This is a genomic window from Arthrobacter sp. KBS0702 (genome assembly GCF_005937985.2).
GTDB lineage: Bacteria > Actinomycetota > Actinomycetes > Actinomycetales > Micrococcaceae > Arthrobacter.
Map to the genome: position 1 here is coordinate 2382871 of NZ_CP042172.1, position 19374 is coordinate 2402244.

19 protein-coding genes and 1 tRNA gene are annotated in these 19374 nt (G+C 68.4%); 9 read left to right on the plus strand and 11 right to left on the minus strand.

Annotation, left to right across the window (positions count from 1 at the left end; genetic code table 11):
* Positions 1 to 4: 4 nt before the first annotated feature.
* Positions 5 to 1669, minus strand: a complete 1665-nt coding sequence (argS, locus tag FFF93_RS10975; protein WP_138768884.1) for an arginine--tRNA ligase — start codon at positions 1667 to 1669, stop codon at positions 5 to 7.
* A 170-nt stretch (positions 1670 to 1839) separates the two neighbouring features.
* On the opposite strand from argS, the gene FFF93_RS10980 reads away from it, so the two are divergent.
* Positions 1840 to 1912 (plus strand) — tRNA-Arg (locus FFF93_RS10980).
* A gap of 86 nt (positions 1913 to 1998) precedes the next feature.
* Here FFF93_RS10980 and FFF93_RS10985 read toward each other — a convergent pair.
* The gene (locus FFF93_RS10985) at positions 1999 to 2604 is read right to left on the minus strand and encodes a cysteine hydrolase (RefSeq protein ID WP_138768883.1); all 606 of its coding nucleotides are present in this window, start codon (positions 2602 to 2604) and stop codon (positions 1999 to 2001) included.
* A gap of 110 nt (positions 2605 to 2714) precedes the next feature.
* On the minus strand, positions 2715 to 3692 hold the full coding sequence (locus FFF93_RS10990) for a cation diffusion facilitator family transporter (protein ID WP_138768882.1): 978 nt from the start codon (positions 3690 to 3692) through the stop codon (positions 2715 to 2717).
* Between the two features lie 113 nt (positions 3693 to 3805).
* Here FFF93_RS10990 and FFF93_RS10995 point away from each other — a divergent pair, with 113 nt between their 5' ends.
* Together FFF93_RS10995 and FFF93_RS11000 are read left to right on the plus strand one after the other, a co-directional pair.
* Positions 3806 to 4867: a M4 family metallopeptidase gene (locus tag FFF93_RS10995; RefSeq protein ID WP_138768881.1), complete on the plus strand. Its 1062-nt coding sequence runs from the start codon at positions 3806 to 3808 to the stop codon at positions 4865 to 4867.
* A 42-nt stretch (positions 4868 to 4909) separates the two neighbouring features.
* Positions 4910 to 5209, plus strand: a complete 300-nt coding sequence (locus FFF93_RS11000) for a protealysin inhibitor emfourin (protein ID WP_138768880.1) — start codon at positions 4910 to 4912, stop codon at positions 5207 to 5209.
* Here FFF93_RS11000 and FFF93_RS11005 read toward each other — a convergent pair.
* Positions 5206 to 6171: a GlxA family transcriptional regulator gene (locus FFF93_RS11005; RefSeq protein WP_138768879.1), complete on the minus strand. Its 966-nt coding sequence runs from the start codon at positions 6169 to 6171 to the stop codon at positions 5206 to 5208. The two genes, FFF93_RS11000 and FFF93_RS11005, sit on opposite strands and share 4 nt — an antisense overlap.
* Positions 6172 to 6252: 81 nt before the next feature.
* Here FFF93_RS11005 and FFF93_RS16955 point away from each other — a divergent pair, with 81 nt between their 5' ends.
* Together FFF93_RS16955 and hrpA are read left to right on the plus strand one after the other, a co-directional pair.
* Complete coding sequence (locus tag FFF93_RS16955) at positions 6253 to 6420, plus strand: hypothetical protein (RefSeq protein WP_186372143.1); 168 nt, start codon at positions 6253 to 6255, stop codon at positions 6418 to 6420.
* Positions 6421 to 6534: 114 nt separating this feature from the next.
* A complete protein-coding gene (gene hrpA / locus FFF93_RS11010) occupies positions 6535 to 10509 on the plus strand; it encodes an ATP-dependent RNA helicase HrpA (RefSeq protein ID WP_138768878.1) in 3975 nt (1324 codons plus the stop codon).
* Between the two features lie 13 nt (positions 10510 to 10522).
* On the opposite strand, the gene FFF93_RS11015 is transcribed toward hrpA, so the two are convergent.
* From FFF93_RS11015 to FFF93_RS16960, 3 genes are all read right to left on the minus strand, one after another.
* The gene (locus FFF93_RS11015) at positions 10523 to 10951 is read right to left on the minus strand and encodes an HIT family protein (protein WP_138768877.1); all 429 of its coding nucleotides are present in this window, start codon (positions 10949 to 10951) and stop codon (positions 10523 to 10525) included.
* Entirely contained in the window at positions 10948 to 12105 is a 1158-nt protein-coding gene (locus tag FFF93_RS11020; RefSeq protein WP_138768876.1) for an NAD(P)-dependent alcohol dehydrogenase, read from the minus strand. Before FFF93_RS11020 ends, FFF93_RS11015 begins: the two co-directional genes overlap by 4 nt.
* 79 nt (positions 12106 to 12184) lie before the next feature.
* On the minus strand, positions 12185 to 12322 hold the full coding sequence (locus FFF93_RS16960; protein ID WP_186372144.1) for a hypothetical protein: 138 nt from the start codon (positions 12320 to 12322) through the stop codon (positions 12185 to 12187).
* 186 nt (positions 12323 to 12508) lie between these two features.
* Here FFF93_RS16960 and FFF93_RS11025 point away from each other — a divergent pair, with 186 nt between their 5' ends.
* Positions 12509 to 12856, plus strand: coding sequence for a hypothetical protein (locus FFF93_RS11025; RefSeq protein WP_138768875.1), 348 nt, complete (start codon positions 12509 to 12511; stop codon positions 12854 to 12856).
* Positions 12857 to 12986: 130 nt separating this feature from the next.
* A complete protein-coding gene (locus FFF93_RS11030; protein WP_138768874.1) occupies positions 12987 to 14309 on the plus strand; it encodes an HNH endonuclease signature motif containing protein in 1323 nt (440 codons plus the stop codon).
* Here the strand turns inward: FFF93_RS11030 and FFF93_RS11035 are convergent.
* Positions 14306 to 15175: a sulfurtransferase gene (locus tag FFF93_RS11035; RefSeq protein ID WP_138768873.1), complete on the minus strand. Its 870-nt coding sequence runs from the start codon at positions 15173 to 15175 to the stop codon at positions 14306 to 14308. The two genes, FFF93_RS11030 and FFF93_RS11035, sit on opposite strands and share 4 nt — an antisense overlap.
* A 48-nt stretch (positions 15176 to 15223) precedes the next feature.
* Between FFF93_RS11035 and FFF93_RS11040 the strand changes: the two genes are divergently transcribed.
* Positions 15224 to 16321 (plus strand): PLP-dependent cysteine synthase family protein, encoded by a 1098-nt coding sequence (locus FFF93_RS11040; RefSeq protein WP_138768872.1) that lies wholly within the window; start codon positions 15224 to 15226, stop codon positions 16319 to 16321.
* Here FFF93_RS11040 and FFF93_RS11045 read toward each other — a convergent pair.
* Positions 16318 to 16974 carry an MBL fold metallo-hydrolase gene (locus tag FFF93_RS11045; protein ID WP_138768871.1) on the minus strand — a complete coding sequence of 219 codons (657 nt, stop codon included), beginning with the start codon at positions 16972 to 16974 and terminating at the stop codon, positions 16318 to 16320. The genes FFF93_RS11040 and FFF93_RS11045 overlap by 4 nt on opposite strands.
* A 105-nt stretch (positions 16975 to 17079) precedes the next feature.
* Here FFF93_RS11045 and FFF93_RS11050 point away from each other — a divergent pair, with 105 nt between their 5' ends.
* Positions 17080 to 17553 (plus strand): Fur family transcriptional regulator, encoded by a 474-nt coding sequence (locus FFF93_RS11050; RefSeq protein WP_138768870.1) that lies wholly within the window; start codon positions 17080 to 17082, stop codon positions 17551 to 17553.
* An 85-nt stretch (positions 17554 to 17638) separates the two neighbouring features.
* On the opposite strand, the gene FFF93_RS11055 is transcribed toward FFF93_RS11050, so the two are convergent.
* Together FFF93_RS11055 and FFF93_RS11060 are read right to left on the minus strand one after the other, a co-directional pair.
* Entirely contained in the window at positions 17639 to 18526 is an 888-nt protein-coding gene (locus FFF93_RS11055; RefSeq protein ID WP_138768869.1) for a metal ABC transporter permease, read from the minus strand.
* On the minus strand, positions 18527 to 19342 hold the full coding sequence (locus tag FFF93_RS11060; protein WP_186372145.1) for a metal ABC transporter ATP-binding protein: 816 nt from the start codon (positions 19340 to 19342) through the stop codon (positions 18527 to 18529).
* Between the last annotated feature and the right edge of the window lie 32 nt (positions 19343 to 19374).

Sequence of the window (19374 nt, forward strand, 5' to 3'; positions counted from 1 at the left end):
GCGTTCACATCCGTTCCGGCGCCGAAACGCCCAGCAGTTCCAGTCCGTTGGCCAGCACCTGGCTGGTGGCATCGTTGAGCCACAGCCGGGTGCGGTTCAGATCGGTGATGGCTTCCTCGCCGAGCGGCGCCACGCGGCAGGCGTCGTACCAGCGGTGGTAGGCGCCGGCGATGACCTCCAGGTGCCGGGCGACGCGGTGCGGCTCGCGCAGTTCGGCGGCCTTGGCCACAATCGAGGGGTAGCTGCCCAGGTGCGAGAGCAGTTCGTTTTCCGTCGCGTGGTCCAGCAGCGCGGCGTCGAAGCTGTCCTGGCCGTCCACCCGGCGCTCGACCCCGGCGGCCACGGCGTTGCGCGCGGCGCCGCGGGAGCGGGCGTGTGCGTACTGGACATAGAACACCGGGTTCTCGTTGCTGTGCTTCTTGAGCAGTTCCGGGTCCAGGGTGAGCGGCGAGTCGGCCGGGAAGCGGGCCAGCGAGTACCGGACGGCATCCTTGCCCAGCCAGGAGATTAGGTCCTTGAGCTCGATGATGTTGCCGGCACGCTTGGAAAGCTTGGCGCCGTTGACGGAGACGAGCTGGCCGATCAGCACCTCGATGTTGACCTCGGGATCGTCGCCCGCCGCGGCCGCGATCGCCTTGAGCCGGTTGATGTAGCCGTGGTGGTCGGCCCCGAGCAGGTAGATCTTCTCGGTGAAGCCGCGGTCCTTCTTGGACAGGTAGTAGGCAGCGTCGGCCGCGAAGTACGTCGGTTCGCCGTTCGCGCGGATCATCACGCGGTCCTTGTCATCGCCGAAGTCGGTGGTGCGCAGCCAGACCGCGCCGCCGTCGTCGTAGACGTGGCCCTGTTCCCGGAGCCGGGCGACGGCGTCCGCAATGGCGCCGGCGTCGTGCAGTTCCTGTTCGGAGAAGAAGACGTCGAACTCGACGCCGAACTCCGCCAGCGTCTGCTGGATGTCCTTCAGCTGGGCTTTGTAGGCGGCGCCGCGGATCACCGGCAGCGCCGCGACGTCGGTGAGTTCCCGGATGTCCGGGTGCTGGGTCAGCACTTCGTGGCCGAGGTCCGCGATGTATTCGCCCGGGTAGCCGCCTTCCGGAACGCCGCGGCCGTGCAGCCGGGAGAGCACGGAGTGCGCGAAGACGTCCATCTGCGAGCCGGCGTCGTTGATGTAGTACTCCGCCGTGACTTTGGCGCCGGAGGCCCGGAGGACGCGGGCGATTGAGTCGCCCAGGGCGGCCCAGCGGGTGTGGCCGATGTGCAGCGGGCCGGTGGGGTTGGCCGAGACGAACTCCATGTTGACCGTGCGGCCGGCGAGCGCGGTGTTGGTCCCGTACGCGGCGCCCGCCTCGACGATGGCCTTCGCGAGCGCACCGGCGGCCGCGGCATCGACGGTGATGTTCAGGAAGCCCGGGCCGGCGATGTCCACGGCGGAGACTCCCTCGATGGAGGCCAGCCGCTCGCTTAGCAGTCCGGCAAGCTGCCGCGGGTTGATCCCGGCCGGTTTCGCCAGCTGGAGGGCGATATTGGTGGCCCAGTCGCCGTGGTCCCTGTTCTTGGGCCGTTCCACGCGCACCGCGTCCGGAATGTCGGCGGCGGCAAGGGCGATTTCACCGGCGGCGACGGCGTCCTTCAGGCAGGCGGATATGGCGAGGGAGAGTTCTTCTGGGGTCACGGCTCCAGCCTACCGGGGGCCCGCAGTCCCGCGGAATTTTCCCGCCGTCATCTTCTCCCGCGCGCCTCCCGGGATGGCACCCGGCGGACCCGGGCAGGCGGTTTTCCTTTGGAGCCCACCTTCCTGCTAAGCTCTAGGACGTCCCGCCGGTAACGGCAGGATCCCTGATTGCCCTCGTAGCTCAGGGGATAGAGCGTCTGCCTCCGGAGCAGAAGGTCGTAGGTTCGAATCCTATCGAGGGCACCGACAAAACCCCGCCGTTTCAGCGAAACGGCGGGGTTTTTGCGTTCAGTCCCAAGGCCCGTCGGCGCCTTCGCCCGTCCGCGGGACTAGGTCAGCCGGCTGGAGAATTCCTCTCCGGTCATCGGGGTGGAGAACATCGGATAGTCGTACGCGATCGCGTTGTCGTGTTCCTCAACCGAGGTCGCTGCGACGCAGTCGCTGAGCGTCACCACCTGGTACCCGTTCTCGTAGCCGCTGCGCATGGTCGATTCGACGCAGCAGTTGGTCAGGAACCCGCCGAGGGCAATCGTGGTGATGCCTTTACTCCGCAGGATGAAGTCCAGGTTTGTGCTGGCGAAGGTGTCCAGGCCCCGCTTGCCTTCAATGACGATGTCGCCCTCGGCCGGCGCCAGTTCGTCGATGATGGCCGCACCCCAGGTTCCCTTGACAAACACGCCACCGTCCACGACGCCCTTGAGGATTCCGTATGGATGCTTGCCAAGCTCGTTGTATCCCTCGGCAAAAGTGATGGGCGCGTGCATGACCGTGGCACCGGCCGCGCGCGCGGCCTCTACCACGCGGGCCGTGTTGGCGAGCATGTCCGTTTTTTCCATGACCGGTCGGACCGCGTCGTGCAGGCCGCCGCCCTCGGACGTGAAGTCATTCTGGTATTCGATGAGTACAACGGCGGTGGTGTTCGGATCGAACTTCAAGGCATCCTCCTGGTCGGCGGTGGACCGCGGGCGGCACTGCCGACGGTCGAGGTCAGAGTAGCCGCCGCCCCGTGCACCGGACAAGGGCCCGGTCCCGGATTCGCCGCGGCTCAGGCGCCGGCGCGGCTCTCGCCCGCGTCGAAGTCCAGGGCAGCCTCGTCCGGTGTGGCGAGGGTCAGCACGGCTTCCTCCACCGTCGCGCGGTCCTCCAGCTCGCGCTCTATCCGGCGCAGTGCCACGGCCACTTCATGTTCCGGGTGGTCTCCCTGCAGGTCGACGGCGGCGACGAGGTACAGCTTGCGCGGTCCGACGAACTCCAGGTGCAGGTAGGTGAGCCGGGCAATCTCCCGGTGTTCCAGCACCCGGCGGGCCATCGACCGTTCGATGTCCGGGGTGACGCCCTGGCCCACCAGGAAGCGCCGGTTGCGGTCGATCAGCACGACGGCGACGACGGCCAGCAGCACGCCGACGATGATCGAGCCCACGGCATCGGGCACCGGCGAGCCTGTGACCTGGTGAAGGAATACCCCGGCAAAGGCGACGACCAGGCCGATCAGGGCCGCGGCGTCCTCCGCGAACACGGCGCGCAGCGTGGGATCGGAGCTGATCAGGACCTGTTCCAGGGTGTGCCGTTCCAGCTGGTGAGCCGCCTTCCGGGTCTGGCGGAACGCCTGTGTGAAGGAGATCCCCTCGAAGACGAAAGCGGCGGCCAGGACCACGTAGGCCACCGCGAAGTCGGCGGCAGGCTCAGGGGTGATGAGCTGTTGGATGCCGTGCATGATGGAGACCACCGCGCCGGCGGTGAAGAGTCCGAAGGCCGCAAACATCGACCACACGTAGGCTTCCCGGCCGTAGCCCATGGGGTGGCTCTTGTCCCGCGGCCGGGCGGACCGCCGTTCGGCGAAGAACAGGAACACCTGGTTCCCGGTGTCCGCCCAGGAGTGCGCGGCCTCTGCCGTCATCGAGGCCGACCCGGTGAGGAGCGCGGCCACCGTTTTTGCCGCGGCCACGAGGAAATTCGCCGCGAAGGCGATGATCACCGTCAGCAGGGTCGACCCGGGCTTCTTGTTCTTCTCCGATTGCGCCATTGGCCTACCGTATCCAACCGGCAGGCTCCTGCAGGCCCAGGGTTCCCAAACCCTGCCAAATGTCGGCGGCCCCTCGTAGTCTGTTGGCATCGGCAGAAGCTAAGGGGTCTCATATGTACTGCTCCATCATCCCGCCCTACCTGTTGCGCCGGCTGGCGGCACAGCACCACGAACCACGGCTCCAATTGGCGGCCCGCGCCGCGAAGGAAGCCCTGCAGCACGTCAAGAGTTTCCAGGCGTCGCGCGCGGCACCGGCGGCCGCCGCGCCCCCGGGGCTGCGGCAGCTCACGCCGGGGCCGCCCCAGCGCACTATCTACGATGCGAAAGCCTCCGAGGAACTCCCGGGCGTGCTGCTGCGCAGGGAAGGCGAACCCGCCACCGGTGATCCGGCCGCGGACGAGGCATATGACGGCCTGGGCCACACGCACCGGCTGTACGCGGAGGCGTTCGGCCGGAACTCCATTGACGGCAACGGCCTGCCCCTGGACGCCACGGTGCACTTCGGCCATCTGTACGACAACGCTTTCTGGGACGGCCGGCAGATGGTCTTCGGCGACGGCGACGGCCAGGTCTTCAACCGCTTCACGGCTTCCCTCAGCGTGATCGGCCACGAACTCGCCCACGGCGTCACCCAGTACTCCGCCGGGCTCGCGTACCGCAACCAGGCCGGTGCCCTCAACGAATCCCTCTCGGACGTTTTCGGCGCCCTCGTGGAGCAATACGTCAGGCAGCAGTCCGCGGCCGAGGCCAGCTGGCTGATCGGCGAAGGTCTCTTCACCGGGCAGGTGCAGGGCACGGCACTGCGCTCCATGAAGGCCCCGGGAACGGCGTACGACGACGACGTGCTGGGCAAGGATCCGCAGCCGGACTCGATGGACGGCTATGTCCACACCAGCGCAGACAACGGCGGGGTGCACCTGAACTCGGGCATTCCCAATCGCGCGTTCTGCGTTGTCGCGACCACGCTGGGCGGCAATGCTTGGGAAGCCCCCGGACACATCTGGTACGACACCCTGACGGGAGGGTCGCTGCCGGCCGCGGCCACATTCAGCGCGTTCGCCAAGGCCACGACGGCGTCCGCCAAGGAACTCTACGGGGCAGAATCCCGGGAGCATGACGCCGTTCGGCAGGCGTGGGAAACTGTGAAGGTAAAGTACCCGGGAGTGAGGCGCTAGCCGCGTTCCGGCAGATACCAGTCCGATCCAGATCCGAGTCCGATGAAAATTACTGTCCAGCGCAGCGGCGGCGTGGCCGGCATGAAGCGGACGTGGACCGTCAGTCCCGAACCGCCTGAGGACATCGACCGCTGGCAACCGCTCATCGAAGCGTGCCCATGGGACGCCGTCGCCGGGCTCAGCGGGACCACCGGCCAGCCGGACCGGTTCATGTACAGCATCCGGGCCGATCAGCGCCGGGCGGTCCTGCCGGAGCACGAGCTGACCGGTCCGTGGCGCGAGCTCGTCGAATGCGCCCGCGCTGCTGCCGAGGCGCCCGGGCCGAACGGCCAGCGCGGTTAGACCGCTGCGAGGTGCCCGCGGAATGTCCGCCGGTAGGACTGCGGGCTGGTGTCCAGCACCTTGGCGAAGTGGTGCCGCAGCAGCACCGAGTGGCCGAACCCGGATTCCCGGGCGATCTCGTCGATGTTGAGGTCGGTCGTCTCGAGCAGCTCCTGCGCCCGGAGCACCCGCTGCGAATTGAGCCAGGCTGCCGGGGTCGCGCCGGTCTCGGCCCGGAACCGGCGCGCAAAGGTCCGCGGCGACATGTGCACGCGGGCGGCGAGCTCGTTGACGGAGTGGTCCTCCTCCAGGTTCGCCACCATCCAGCGCAGCAGCTCTTCCATCGGCTGCGAACCGCACCGCGGCATCGGCCGGTCAATGAACTGGGCCTGGCCGCCGTCCCGGTGCGGCGGCACCACCATGTCCCTGGCGATGCTCGCGGCCACGTTCGCCCCCAGCTCCACCCTCACCAGGTGCAGGCAGGCGTCAATGCCGGCTGCGGTGCCGGCGCTGGTGATGATCCGGTCGTCCTCGACGTACAGCACGTTCTCGTCGACCAGCGCGGACGGGTAGCGGCTGGCCAGCTCCTGGGAGTAGTGCCAGTGCGTGGTGCAGCGGCGGCCATCCAGCAGCCCGGCCCGTGCGAGCGCGAAGGCACCGGAACAGATCGACATGACCCACGCTCCCCGTGCATGCGCGTCGCGCAGCGCCTGGAGGACGGATTCGGGAACGTCCTCGTCCCGGCCGAACGGGGTCATGATGACCAGGTCCGCGTCCGCGGCCGCCTCCAGCCCGAGCCCCACATGCATCGACAGCCCTGATTTCATCGGCACGTCGCCCGGAACCGGCGTGCAGACGCGGAAATCAAAGGCGGGCACACCGGCGCCCCGGTCCGAGCGGTCGACGCCGAACACCTCGAAAGCCGTCCCGAACTCGAAGATCGAGAAGTGCGGGACCACGATCATCGCCACTGAATTGATCATGAATCCAGTGTGGCAGAAATTTGAGCTTTTTGGGCATTTCTGCCACTTTTTTTGCCCCGCGCTCCGGAGAACCATGGAGTTATGGAACTCATCGGAATCGCCCTCATTGTCCTGGTCCTCGCCGCCGTCGCCGCCACCCTCCGGGCCCTCCGGAAGGACGGCCTTGGCCACAACCCGCCTGTCCGCTCGGAGGACTACTGGATGGCTCATGACCTCCCCAGCACCAGCTACAGCCTGAGGTTCTTCTAAACCATCCCCGCACCGCTGCCCCCGCCACCCGCCGCTGCCCGGCCCCACCAGGGACCGGGCAACCCTATGTACGGCGCCGGGACAGCAAGCCGGGCCAGTAGACTGTGTGCAGCCATGACACTGCATATCTCCTACCCCGCCGAGCTGCCCGTCTCCGAGCGCCGCGAGGACCTGATGGCCGCCATCGCCGCGAACCAGGTGACCATCATCGCCGGCGAGACCGGTTCCGGTAAGACCACCCAGATCCCCAAGATGTGCCTGGAACTTGGCCTGGGCGAGAACGGCCTGATCGGCCACACCCAGCCGCGCCGGCTCGCCGCCCGGACGGTCGCCGAGCGCATCGCCGAGGAACTCGGCGTCGAGATCGGCCAGGAGGTCGGCTTCCAGGTCCGCTTCACCGGGGAGGTCAGCCGCTCCACCAAGGTCAAGCTGATGACGGACGGCATCCTGCTCGCGGAGATCCAGCGCGACAAACTGCTGCGCAAGTACAACGCGATCATCATTGATGAGGCGCACGAACGCAGCCTCAACATCGACTTCATCCTCGGCTACCTCAAACGCATCCTCCCCCAGCGCCCCGACCTGAAGATCATCATCACCTCGGCCACCATCGACCCGGAGCGCTTCGCCAAGCACTTCGGCAGCGAGGAGGCGCCCTCCCCCATCATCGAAGTCTCCGGCCGCACCTACCCGGTGGAGATCCGCTACCGCCCGCTCTCGGCGCCGGCCGGCGGCCCCGGTGCAATTGGTGATGATGCGGACAATTCCTCCGACGACGAACTCGAAGAGGACCGCGACCCGCTGGATGCCGTCTGCGACGCCGTCGACGAACTCGCGCTGGAGGCGCCCGGCGACATCCTGATCTTCTTCTCCGGCGAGCGGGAGATCCGCGACGCCGCCGAGGCGCTCAACGCGCGGATCCAGACGAACCGCCGGCTGGCCGGCACCGAGGTACTCCCCCTCTTCGCCCGCCTGAGCCTGCAGGAGCAGCACAAGGTCTTCCACCCCGGCAGCAAGCGCCGGATCGTGCTGGCCACCAACGTGGCCGAAACCTCGCTCACGGTGCCCGGGATCAAGTACGTCATCGACACCGGCACCGCGCGCATCTCGCGCTACTCGCACCGCACCAAGGTCCAGCGGCTGCCGATCGAGCGGGTCTCCCAGGCCTCCGCCAACCAGCGTTCGGGCCGCTGCGGCCGTGTCTCCGACGGCATCGCGATCCGGTTGTACTCGGAGGAGGATTTCGAGTCGCGGCCGCTGTTCACCGATCCGGAAATCCTGCGCACCAACCTCGCTGCCGTCATCCTGCAAATGACCGCCATGGGCGTGGCCCGCGGTCCGAAGGACGTGGAAAACTTCCCGTTCGTTGAACCGCCGGACTCCCGCGCGATCAACGACGGAGTCTCGCTGCTGCGCGAGCTCGGCGCCCTGCGTCCGGCCGGCGCCGCGGGCGACGGCGGCGCACGGAAGAGCAACGGCAGCGGGCTCACCGCCGTCGGGCAGCAGCTTGCCCAGCTGCCGGTGGACCCCCGGCTGGGCCGGATGATCGTCGAGTCCGGCAAGCGCGGCTGCGTCCGCGAGGTCATGATCCTCGCGGCAGCGCTGACCATCCAGGATCCGCGCGAGCGCCCAACGGACAAGCAGCAGCTTGCCGCGGAGAAACACGCGCGGTTCCGGGACGAGAACTCGGACTTCACCGGCTACCTGAACCTGTGGAACTACCTGCAGGAGAAGCAACAGGAGCTCTCCTCGACGGCTTTCCGCCGGCTCTGCCGCAACGAGTTCATCAACTACCTGCGGGTGCGGGAATGGCAGGACCTCTTCGCCCAGCTGCGCCAGCTCGCCCGGCCCCTGGGGATCAGCCTCGACAATAAGCGGCTCACGGATCCGGTGGGCCACCACGACGGCATCCACATCAGCCTGCTCTCGGGGCTGCTGAGCCATATCGGCATCCTGGACGAACGCAAGCGCGAGTACGCGGGCGCCCGCGGCAGCCGCTTCGCGATCTTCCCCGGATCGGCCTTGTTCAAGAAGTCCCCCACCTTCGTGATGGCGGCCGAGCTGGTCGAAACCAGCCGGCTCTGGGCGCGCGTCGCGGCGAAGTTCGATCCGCTCTGGGCCGAGCAGGTGGCACCGGACCTGGTCAAGCGCAGCTACAGCGAACCGCACTGGTCCAAGAAGATGGGCTCGGTGATGGCGCATGAGAAGGTCACGCTGTACGGCGTACCCATTATTCCGAGCCGCCGGATCAACTACGGCAAGGTGGATCCGGAACTCTGCCGGGAACTGTTCATCCGGCACGCGCTGGTGGAGGGCGACTGGCAGACCCACCACAAGTTCTTCCACCGCAACCGTGCCCTGCTCCAGGAAGTCGAGGAGCTCGAGGCTCGGATGCGCCGCCGCGACATCCTGGTCGACGACGAGACCCTCTTCGAGTTCTACGATGCCCGGATCGGCAAGGACGTGGTCTCCGAACGCCACTTCGACAAGTGGTGGAAGGACGCACGCCAGCAGGACCCCACCCTGCTTGACTTCGACCAGGCGCTGCTGATCAGCGAGGACGCCGACGCGCTGGATGATTCCGCGTACCCGAAGACCTGGCAGCACAAGGGCTTCGAGCTGCCGCTGAGCTACGAGTTCCATCCCGTCGCCCCCGGCTCCCCGCCGAACCCCTCGGACGGCGTGACCGCCGAGGTCCCGGTATTGTTCCTGAACCAGCTGGACGACGCCGCGTTCCGCTGGCTGATCCCCGGCCAGCGGGTGGAACTGGTCACGGCCCTGATCAAGTCGCTGCCGAAGCAGGTGCGGAAGAACTTCGTCCCCGCACCCGATGTCGCACGCCAGGCCGTGGCCGCGCTGGAGGCCGATTTCGATCCCGCCACGGACGAGCTGGAGGCCTCGCTGGAACTCGTGCTGCGCAGGATCCGCGGCCAGGTGATCCCGCCGGGGTCCTGGAACTGGGACGCTGTCCCGCCGCACCTGCGGGTCAGCTTCCGCGTAGTCGATTCCCGCGGCAAGGTCCTCGACGAGGGCAAGGATCTCGCTGCATTGCAGGAAAAGCTCGCGCCTGCCACCCGCCGCGCCATCGCCGAGTCCCTGGGCGCCACCCCGTCAACAACTGCGCCGAAGGCCGGCGGCAAGGCCGGCGGCCGCGCGAACGGCACCGCCGCCGGGCCTACCGCCGCACCGGCGCAGCCCGCGGCCGCCCCAGGCGGGTTCACCGAACTGTCGGGCCTGAAGGACTGGACCTTTGGCACCGTACAGCGCCAGGTCCAGGGCACCGTCAAGGGCCACACCGTCACGGGCTACCCTGCCCTGGTCGACGAGGGCGCGTCCGTGGCGCTGCGCCTTTTCCAGACCACCTCCGAGCAGGAGCAGGCCATGCGCGGCGGGGTGATCCGGTTGCTCGCGCTGAAGGTGCCGCCGCCGGACCGCTACGTGCTCGAGCACCTGAACAACACCGAAAAGCTGACCTTCAGCCAGAACCCGCACGGCTCCGTGTCGGCGCTGATCGCGGACTGCGCCCTGGCCGCGATCGACAAGCTCACCCCGGCCGAGTTGCCGTGGGACGAGCCCTCCTTCAAGGCGCTCTACGAGCAGGTCCGGGCCGAGCTGATCGACACAGTCTTTACGGTCACCGCCGTCGTCGAACGCATCCTCGCCAGCACGCGGCGGATCGAGAAGCAGCTCAAGGGCACCACGAGCCTGGCCCTGATCAGTGCCCTCAACGACGTCAGAAGCCAGCTGGAGCAGCTGGTCTTCCCCGGGTTCGTGGCACGGACGGGCTACGCCCAGCTCAGCCAGCTACCCCGCTACCTTGCGGCCATCGAGAAACGCCTTGAGAAGCTGCCCGGCAACGTCCAGCGCGATGCGCAGCACATGGCGACCATCCAGGCCCTTGAGGACGACTACGACGACGCCGTCTCCGCGCTGCTGCCCGGGCGCCGGGCTGGGACCGGGTTAACCCAGGTCCGCTGGATGATTGAGGAACTGCGGGTGAGCCTCTTCGCCGTCGAACTCGGCACCGCCTATTCGGTCTCCGAAAAGCGGATCCGGACCGTCCTGAACAAGGCGCTGGCGCCGGCGTAGTGCTTCCGGGCGCCTAGGCGTCCGGGACGTGCTCCGCGTGGCCGGCTTTGCGCAGGCCGGCGCGCAGCTTCTCGGCGTTGGCGTCCAGCCGGGCGGGGTCCGGGTGCTGGTCCACCGAGCCGAAGTCGAAGTCCGCCATCGAGTTGGAGGGCCACACGTGGACATGCATGTGGTTGACCTCGTAGCCGGCGACGATGAGGCCGGCCCGGGCGGCGTCGAACACGTCCACCTGGACCGCGCCGATCTTGCGGGCCACCTCCATCACCCGGGCCAGGACCTCAGGAGCGGCATCCGTCCAGCGGTCCACTTCCTCGGTCGGCACTACGAGCGTGTGCCCGTCGGCGAGCGGGCCCACGGTCAGGAACGCGACGACGTCGTCCTCGCGCCAGACGAAGCGGCCGGGGATCTCGCCGTTGATGATCTTGGTGAACAGGGTGCTCATACATCCGCCTTTTCCGCCGGGGACCCCAGGGTGCTGGCGTCCAGGACAAATCGGTACTTCACGTCGCCCGCCACCATGCGGTCGTAGGCCTCGTTCAGCTGTTCCGCGCCAACCACTTCGACGTCGGACACCACACCGTGCTCGGCGCAGAAGTCCAGCATCTCCTGGGTCTCGGCGATGCCGCCGATCAGCGAGCCGGCATAGGCGATTCGGCGCCGGATCAGGGACCCGGGGTTGACCGGAGGCATTGCCTCCGAGGGCAGGCCCAGCTGGAAGAGAGCGCCGTCGACGCGCAGGGTGCGGAAGTAGGGGTTGAGGTCGTGCGGTGCGGCGACAGTGTCGATGATGACGTCGAGGCTGCGGTCCGCGGCTTCCATCGCGGCCGGGTCCGTGGAGAGGATGACGTGGTCGGCGCCGAGTTCGCGGGCCGCCGCAAACTTCGCGTCCGACGTCGTAAAGACTGTCACCTCCGCGCCCATGGCCTTGGCGATCTTGACTGCCATGTGGCCGAGGCCGCCGAGCCCGACGACGCCGACGGCGTCGCCCTCCTCGACCTCGAAGTGGTTAAGCGGCGAATAGGTGGTGATGCCTGCGCAGAGCAGCGGCGCCGCCGCGGCCGGGTCCATGCCTTCCGGGATGCGCAGCACGTAGTTGCGGTCCACGACGATTGAGCTGGAGTAGCCGCCCTGGGTGATCGAGTCTCCGTTGCGGGCATCCTTGGCGCCGTAGGTTCCGGTTGTGCCGTTTTCGCAGTACTGTTCTAGGCCGTCGAGGCAGCTGTCGCATTCACGGCAGGAATCGACCAGGCATCCGACGCCGACACGCTCGCCGACGGCGAAGTCGTCGACGGCCGAGCCCACACGGCTGACGCGGCCGACGATTTCGTGTCCCGGAACGAGGGGGTAGTTCTGGGCGCCCCATTCCCCGCGGGTGGCGTGCACGTCCGAGTGGCAGAGCCCGCAGAACTCGATCGCGATCTCGACGTCGTCCTCCTTGGGCGCGCGCCGGGACACGGTCAGCGGCACGAGGCCGCTGTCGCTGGACGTGGCGCCGTAGGCGGCGGCGAGCGTGGCAGCGGTGGCAGCGTCGGTACTGTTATTGAGGTCGGGAAGCGGCTTGGCGAGCGGCGGCGGTACGGGGCGTCCGGGAGTCATGGTTTGACGCTACCCCCGGGAGCGGTTTCGATGCCACTTGGGGCCATTGGAAGCCTCATGGCGCCTGGGTGTCCGGGCGTTAGCCGGCGTGGAAAAGGATCGTTTCCGTGGTGGTGTTGTCGTCTCCCGGGGCGCCGCAGATCCTGCGCACCCGGTACTCGGCGGCGCGGTCGTCCGCGCCGATGGCTGCGTCCGGTCCGACGGGTTCAAAGTCCATCGGCAGATCGTACGCCTACGTTGTGTGGCGCGTTGCTCCGCTAGCGCTTCGGCTGTGCTGCTGTAGCCTCGGGGCATCGACACAGCCTGAGGGGGCAGGGCACTGAATCGTCCATTACTTCACGTATTCGGGGCCATCTGCACCGCTTTGCTCCTTGGCGGGTGCTCAACACCGGCGGGACTCGCGGTGTTTCAGCGCGATGCCGTCGCCGGTGACCAGTTGCCGGCAGATACCGCCATTACGGAGAACCCCAAGCTGGAAAATACCCGGTTGCTCGCAGAGTCCGAGGGAGTGCGCTATTACGCAGCTCAGGGCGAGAACCGCACGCTGACCTGTTTGGCCGCGGTTTCCGACGCTCGGCCGGGCATTTTCATCGGCGGCTGCGGCAGCTCAATGACGACCGGCCAGATCGTCTCCATCTCTGGACTGAACGGCAAGTCGGCCACCTTGGTCACGGACGGCTTCGAGACGAAAGAACTTGAAGCTCAAGGGTGGCGAAAAATCCAGCAGAACGTGCTGGTTGGCGGCCGATAGGCGCCCGGGGACCGAAAACGGTCACTGGAGCGGTCGGCCAGGTCGCCGCCGTCCATCCTGGAGCGGCCCGCGACAGCGCGCCGATTTACGGCGGACGAAAAATGTCATGGGTGCTCACTAGGCTTTTTCCATGGACGGCAAGCAAGGGCCCGACGTGCCCCTAACGGCAAGCGTGACGGTCGCGGACCTTGCGCGGATCCTGGCCGGAATCCCGGCCCCGGCCAGTGCCGCGGCGCTCATCGACGAAACACGCGAGCTGGAGGACCTGAAGTCCGCCCTGGCCGCCCGTCAGGCCCGGGACGCCGTCGCCTTCGACCTGGCCCAGCGCCGGGAACAATCCCTTGCCGGCGTTCCCGCCGAGCAGCTCGGCACCGGGGTCGGCGCACAGATCGCCCTCGCCCGGCGCGAATCCCCCGCCAAGGGCGGCCGGCTCCTCGGCCTCGCCAAGGCGCTCGTCACCGAAATGCCGCACACCCTCGCCGCCCTCGAAACCGGCCGGCTCAACGAATGGCGCGCCACCCTCCTGGTCCGCGAAACCGCCTGCCTGCCCTCGGCCGACCGGACCGCCGTCGACGAGGAACTCGCCCCCGACACCGGAGCCTTCGACGGCGCCGGCGACCGGGCCATCACCGCCGCGGCCCGCGCCGCCGCCTACCGGCGCGACCCCCGCTCCGCCACCGACCGCGCCGCCCACGCCGAGACCGAACGCCACGTCAGCCTCCGCCCCGCACCGGACACCATGTGCTACCTCACCGCCCTGCTCCCCGTCGCCCAGGGTGTCGCCGTCCACGCCGCGCTCACCCGGGCCGCGGACGCTGCACGCTCCGACGGCGACACCCGCTCCCGCGGCCAGCTGATGGCCGACGCACTGGTCGAACGCACCACCGGCAAGGCCGGCGGGATCAGCGGCATCGAAATCCAGCTCATCATGACCGACCGCACCCTCTTCCAGGGCGACAGCGAACCCGCCCGGCTCCCGGGTTACGGGATCGTGCCCGCCGGTTGGGCTCGGACGCTGGCCGGCCCGGACCGGAACCAAACAATGGCGGTCTGGCTCCGCCGGCTCTACACCGCCCCCGCCACCGGCGACCTCGTCGCCATGGACTCCCGCGCCCGGCTCTTCCCGCCCGGACACCGCCGCTTCATCCAGGCCCGGGACCACACCTGCCGCACCCCCTACTGCGACGCCCCCATCCGCCACCTGGACCACATCATCCCCTGGCACAACGGCGGCACCACCAACCTCGGCAACGGCGCCGGACTCTGCGAAGCCTGCAACCACACCAAAGAAACACCCGGCTGGAACGCCCAACCCCGCCCCGGACCCCGACACACCCTCCAACTCACAACCCCAACCGGCCACAACTACCACTCCACCGCCCCGCCCCTGCCGGGAACGCGCTTCACCCGGCGGTCGCAGGGCGTCCGCCCGGCAGTGCATCCTGCGGCTTAGCCTGCGCTAGTTCGCCGCGACTGCCTCGCCCCGGGAGCAGCTCCGGTCACGACGTCGTTCGCGGGATCGTTGGACCATTCCGAGAACGACCCCGGGTACAGGGCCGCGGAAAACCCGGCGATCTCCAGCGCCGCGACCTCATGGGCCGCCGTCACGCCGGAACCGCAGTACACGGCGGTGGGCACTCCGGCCCGAACGCCCAGGGCGGCAAAGCGTTCGCGCAGCTCAGCCGCCGGAAGAAACCGGCCGTCGGCCGCGAGATTCCCGGTGGTGGCCGCGCTGACGGCCCCGGGAATGTGCCCGGCGCGGGGGTCTATGGGTTCGATCTCGCCGCGGTACCGTTCGCCGGCCCGGGCATCGAGCAGCAGACCATTGCGGGACCACGTGGCAGCCCCGGCAGCATCGATTTCCGGCATGGCACCGTCGGACAGGACGACGTCGCCGCGTTCCACGACCGGTTCGCCGCTGTCGACGTCGAATCCGGCGTCACGCCAGGCGGCCAGGCCGCCGTCGAGCAGTGCCACCGAGGGGAAGCCGGCGTTGCGCAACATCCACCAGAGCCTGGCTGCGGCCAGGTTGCCGGTGTTGTCGTAGGCCACCACGACGTCGCCGTTCCGGATGCCCCACGAACGCGCGGACTGCTGAAATTGCTCCAGCGGCGGCAGGGGATGGCGTCCACGGCTGGGGTCGGCCGGTCCGGCAAGCTCGGTGGCGAGGTCCACGAAGACCGCGCCGGGGATGTGCGCCTCCAGATAATGCTCGCGGCCGTGCGGGTCGCCGAGCGCCCAGCGGACGTCCAGCAGCACCGTCCGTGTGCCGGCGTCCAGCCGGTCCTTGAGTTCGGCCACAGTCATGAGGGTGTCCATCCGTCCACTCTAACTGTGGCCCGGCGACGCCCCGGGTAGGCTGGTGCGGTGACGAGAGTGCGCCAGCAGGACCGGGTTTGGGCCGACGAAGCCATCCGCCGGATCAATGCCGAGAACAACAGATCCGCCGACACGCACCTTTACTCGGTGCCGCTGCCCGAACGCTGGGGCGTCCAGCTGTATCTCAAGGACGAATCAACCCACCGCACGGGCAGCCTCAAGCACCGCCTGGCCCGCTCGCTGTTCCTGTTCGGGCTGGTCAACGGCTGGATCCGTGAAGGCACCACCATCGTGGAGGCCTCCAGCGGCAGCACGGCCGTCTCCGAGGCGTATTTCGCCCAACTGCTCGGCCTGCCGTTCATCGCGGTGATGACCCGGACCACGAGCCGTGAAAAGATCGCACTGATCGAACAGTTTGGCGGCTCCTGCCACCTGGTGGACCATGCCTCGGAGGTCTACGCGGCGGCCGAGGATCTGGCCCGCAGCACCGGCGGCCACTACATGGACCAGTTCACCTACGCCGAGCGCGCCACCGACTGGCGCGGTAACAACAACATCGCCGAGTCGATCTTCGGCCAGCTGGCACTCGAGGAGCACCCGGTCCCCCGCTGGATCGTCGTGGGAGCCGGCACCGGCGGAACGAGCGCCACGATCGGCCGCTACCTGCGCTACCAACGGCACGACACCCGCCTCGCCGTCGTCGATCCGGAGAATTCCGCGTTCTTTCCCGGCTGGCTGGCCAGCCGCGACGGCGGCGCTGCGTCGGACGCAACCGGGTTGCCGTCCCGGATCGAGGGAATCGGGCGGCCGCGGCTGGAGCCGAGCTTCGTCCCCGCCGTGATCGACCACATGATCCAGGTGCCGGACGCCGCCTCGGTGGCCGCTATGCGGCACCTGCGCGAACACGCCGGGCTGCACGCCGGCCCATCCACCGGCACGAATCTCTGGGGCGTCTGGCAGCTCATCGCTCAGATGATCGCCGAGGGCCGCCGCGGCAGCGTCATCTCGTTGATGTGCGACGCCGGCGACCGCTACTCGGGCAACTACTACAGCCCCGAGTGGCTGCAGTCCCAAGGCCTGGACCCGGCGCCCCACGAAGCCACCATCCGGGAATTCTTCGCCAGCGGAGCCTGGCCGGCCAGCTAAACCTCCACGGCCTCGCCGCTGTCCAGGTGGCGGTATTCGGTGCCGTACCTGGCGCCGATCCTGGTCACGTGCCCCTCGATCAGGCCGCGTCCCGTGTCGTTCAACAGGGCATCGTGGATCGGAAACGCCCGCGGCGCGCGGACCCCGATGACAAAGTCCACGACCTCGCCCACCTTGTTCCACGGCGCGTGGATCGGCACCAGCAGGGTCTGCACCTCGATGCCGTCCGGGATCGCAAAGGAATCCCCCGGGTGGTAGAGGTTGGAATCCACCAGATAGCCGACGTTGGCGACCACCGGGATCTGCGGGTGGATGAGCGCGTGCTGGCCGCCAAAACTCCGGATCGCAAAGCCGGCCGCCTTAAAGGACTCGCCGGCGGCCACCGTGTGGATCCGCCCGGCGGCCTCGGGCGCCTTGCCCCTCAGCTCCGTGGCCACACCCGCGGGCGCGAACAGCTGCAGTTCCGGACTGGCCAGCAGGGCCCCGGAGACGGCGTCGACGTCGATGTGGTCCGCGTGTTCATGGGTGATCAGCACGGCGGCCGCGCCGTCAAGCGCCTGGTCCGTCTCGGAGAAGGTGCCCGGGTCCAGCACCAGCACCTGTCCTTCCTTTTCGATCCGGACGCAGGCGTGGGTGAATTTCGTCAGCTTCATCCGGCCAGCCTATGGCGCGGTCCGAAGCCGTGTCCACGGTGCCCGGCTGGTAATCTGGGACCCTGCTCTTACCCGCAGCATGACCCCAGCGAAGCGAGTTTCTCCATGTCCCAGGGCGCCACCACCGGCGGCAGCCAGGCACCGGCCGAGGCCAGTGTCAAGGAACAGCCGGCCGGCAAGGAACAGCGCGTCACGAAGCAGCGGCTGGCGGTCAGCGCTGCCCTCGACGAACTGGACGACTTCGTCAGCACCCAGGAACTGCACCGCATCCTGCAGGAGCAAGGCACCCCGGTCTCGCTCGCCACGTCCTACCGGATCCTGCAGTCCCTCGCCGACGACGGACTGGTGGATGTGCTGCGAAACGCCGACGGCGAGGCGGTATACCGGCGGTGCGCGGTCACCGGGCACCACCACCACCTGCTCTGCCGCAGCTGCGGCAAGGCCGTGGAGGTCGAGGCACCCGCCGTCGAAGCCTGGGCCGCGCGGATCGCCAGCGAGCACGGCTTCACCGCGGTGGAGCACACCGTGGAGATCTTCGGGTTGTGCCCCGAGTGCACGGTCCTGCGCGCGGGCAGCTAGCGCATGCCCCGGCCAGCTTTAAGCCCGCCCCTCAGTCCTGCTTGAACCGGTTCCGGCCAAGCTCGTTGGTGAGCACGAGCCGAGGCTAGGCCGGCGCCGGTGCGGGCCGCACCACCCGGCCGTTGAGACCCCGCTTCGCCCGGATGCCACCGATCACGCGGCACGCCACGTAGATCAGGAAGGACAGCGTGGTGACGTACGGGCTGATGGGAAGCCGGCCGCCGAGGGCCAGCAGGATGCCGCCCACTGTCGCCGTCACGGCGAAGACGATGCTCAGGAGCACCACAAGCCGAGGCGATGAAGTCACCCGCAGGGCCGCGGCGGCCGGGGTGATCAGCAGCGCCAGCACCAGCAGGGCGCCGACAATCTGGATGGACAACGCCACGCTCACGCCCAGCAGCAGCATAAAACCCAGCGCCAGCCCGCGCACCGGGACACCGCGCGCCGCGGCCACCCGGGGGTCCACACTCGCGAAAGTCAGCGGACGCCAGATGGCCACCAGGGCCAGCATCACGACGACGGCGGCGCCGGCGAGCACCTGCAGCTGCACCGTGCCGACGGACACGATCTGGCCGGTAAGCAGGCCGAACTTGTTCGCCGCCCGGCCTTCGTAGAGCGAGAGGAAAAGGATGCCCAGGCCGAGGCCGAAGGGCATAAGCACGCCGATGGTCGAGTTCTTGTCCCGGGCCCGGACACCCATCAGCCCCAGCAGCAGCGCCGCCACCACCGAACCGGCGAGCGAGCCGAGCACGACGTCGGCACCGACCAGCAGGGCAAAGGCCGCGCCGGCGAAGGAGAGCTCGGAAATGCCGTGCACCGCGAAGGCCAGGTCGCGCTTCATCACGAAGGTGCCCACCAGGCCGCCGAGCAGTCCCAGCACCGCGCCGGCCCAGATGGAGTTCTGCACCAGCACGAGCAGTTCGCCGTAGTTCTCGAAGTTGAAGATTGAATGGAGCACGCTGTCCAGATCCATCTAGCCGACCTCCCCGGCAACCGCGTGGGCGTCCTCGTGGTGGTGCGTGGCGGCTTCCGGAATGCCGGCCACGATCATCCGCCCGTTGGCGTGGACCACTTCCACCCGGCTGCCATAGAGCTTGGACAGGACCTCGGTGGTCATGACTTCACCGGGGGTGCCCACCTGGAAGCGTCCGCCGGCAAGGTACAGGACCCGGTCCACGTAGTCCATGATCGGGTTGATCTCGTGCGTCACGAACACCACGGCACTGTTCTGCTCGTGGCATTGCTCGTTGATCAGGGCGCTGACGGCCTGCTGGTGTTGGAGGTCCAGGGACAGCAGGGGCTCATCGCAGAGCAGGACGCTGGGGTCTGTCGCGAGGGCCTGCGCCACCCGCAGCCGCTGCTGCTCCCCGCCGGACAACTGGCCCACCGGAACCTTGGCATAGTCCAGCGCGCCCACCTGTTCGAGGAGCCGGTCGATCTTGCGGTTCACCTTGGCCCCGCCGAGCCGGATCCCCCAGCGGTGGCCGTCCACCCCGAGGCCCACGAGGTCCCGGGCGCGCAGCGGCGTGTCGGGGTCGAGGGATTCCTGCTGCGGGATGTAGCCGATCCGCGGGTTGCCCCGGGCGATGGGCTGGCCGGCCAGGACAGCGGTGCCGGACGTCAGTTCCTGCAGGCCAAGCAGGACCTTGAGAAAGGTGGTCTTGCCGCTGCCGTTCGGGCCGAGGACGGCGAAGAACTCCCCCGGATTGATGTCCAGGTCCAGGTTCTCCCACAGGGTCCTCGTGCCGAACTTCAGGGAGGCTCCGCGCAGGCTCACTACGGGTGTCAACTGGGTTTTCCTCAATTTCTGCGCAGGCCAGG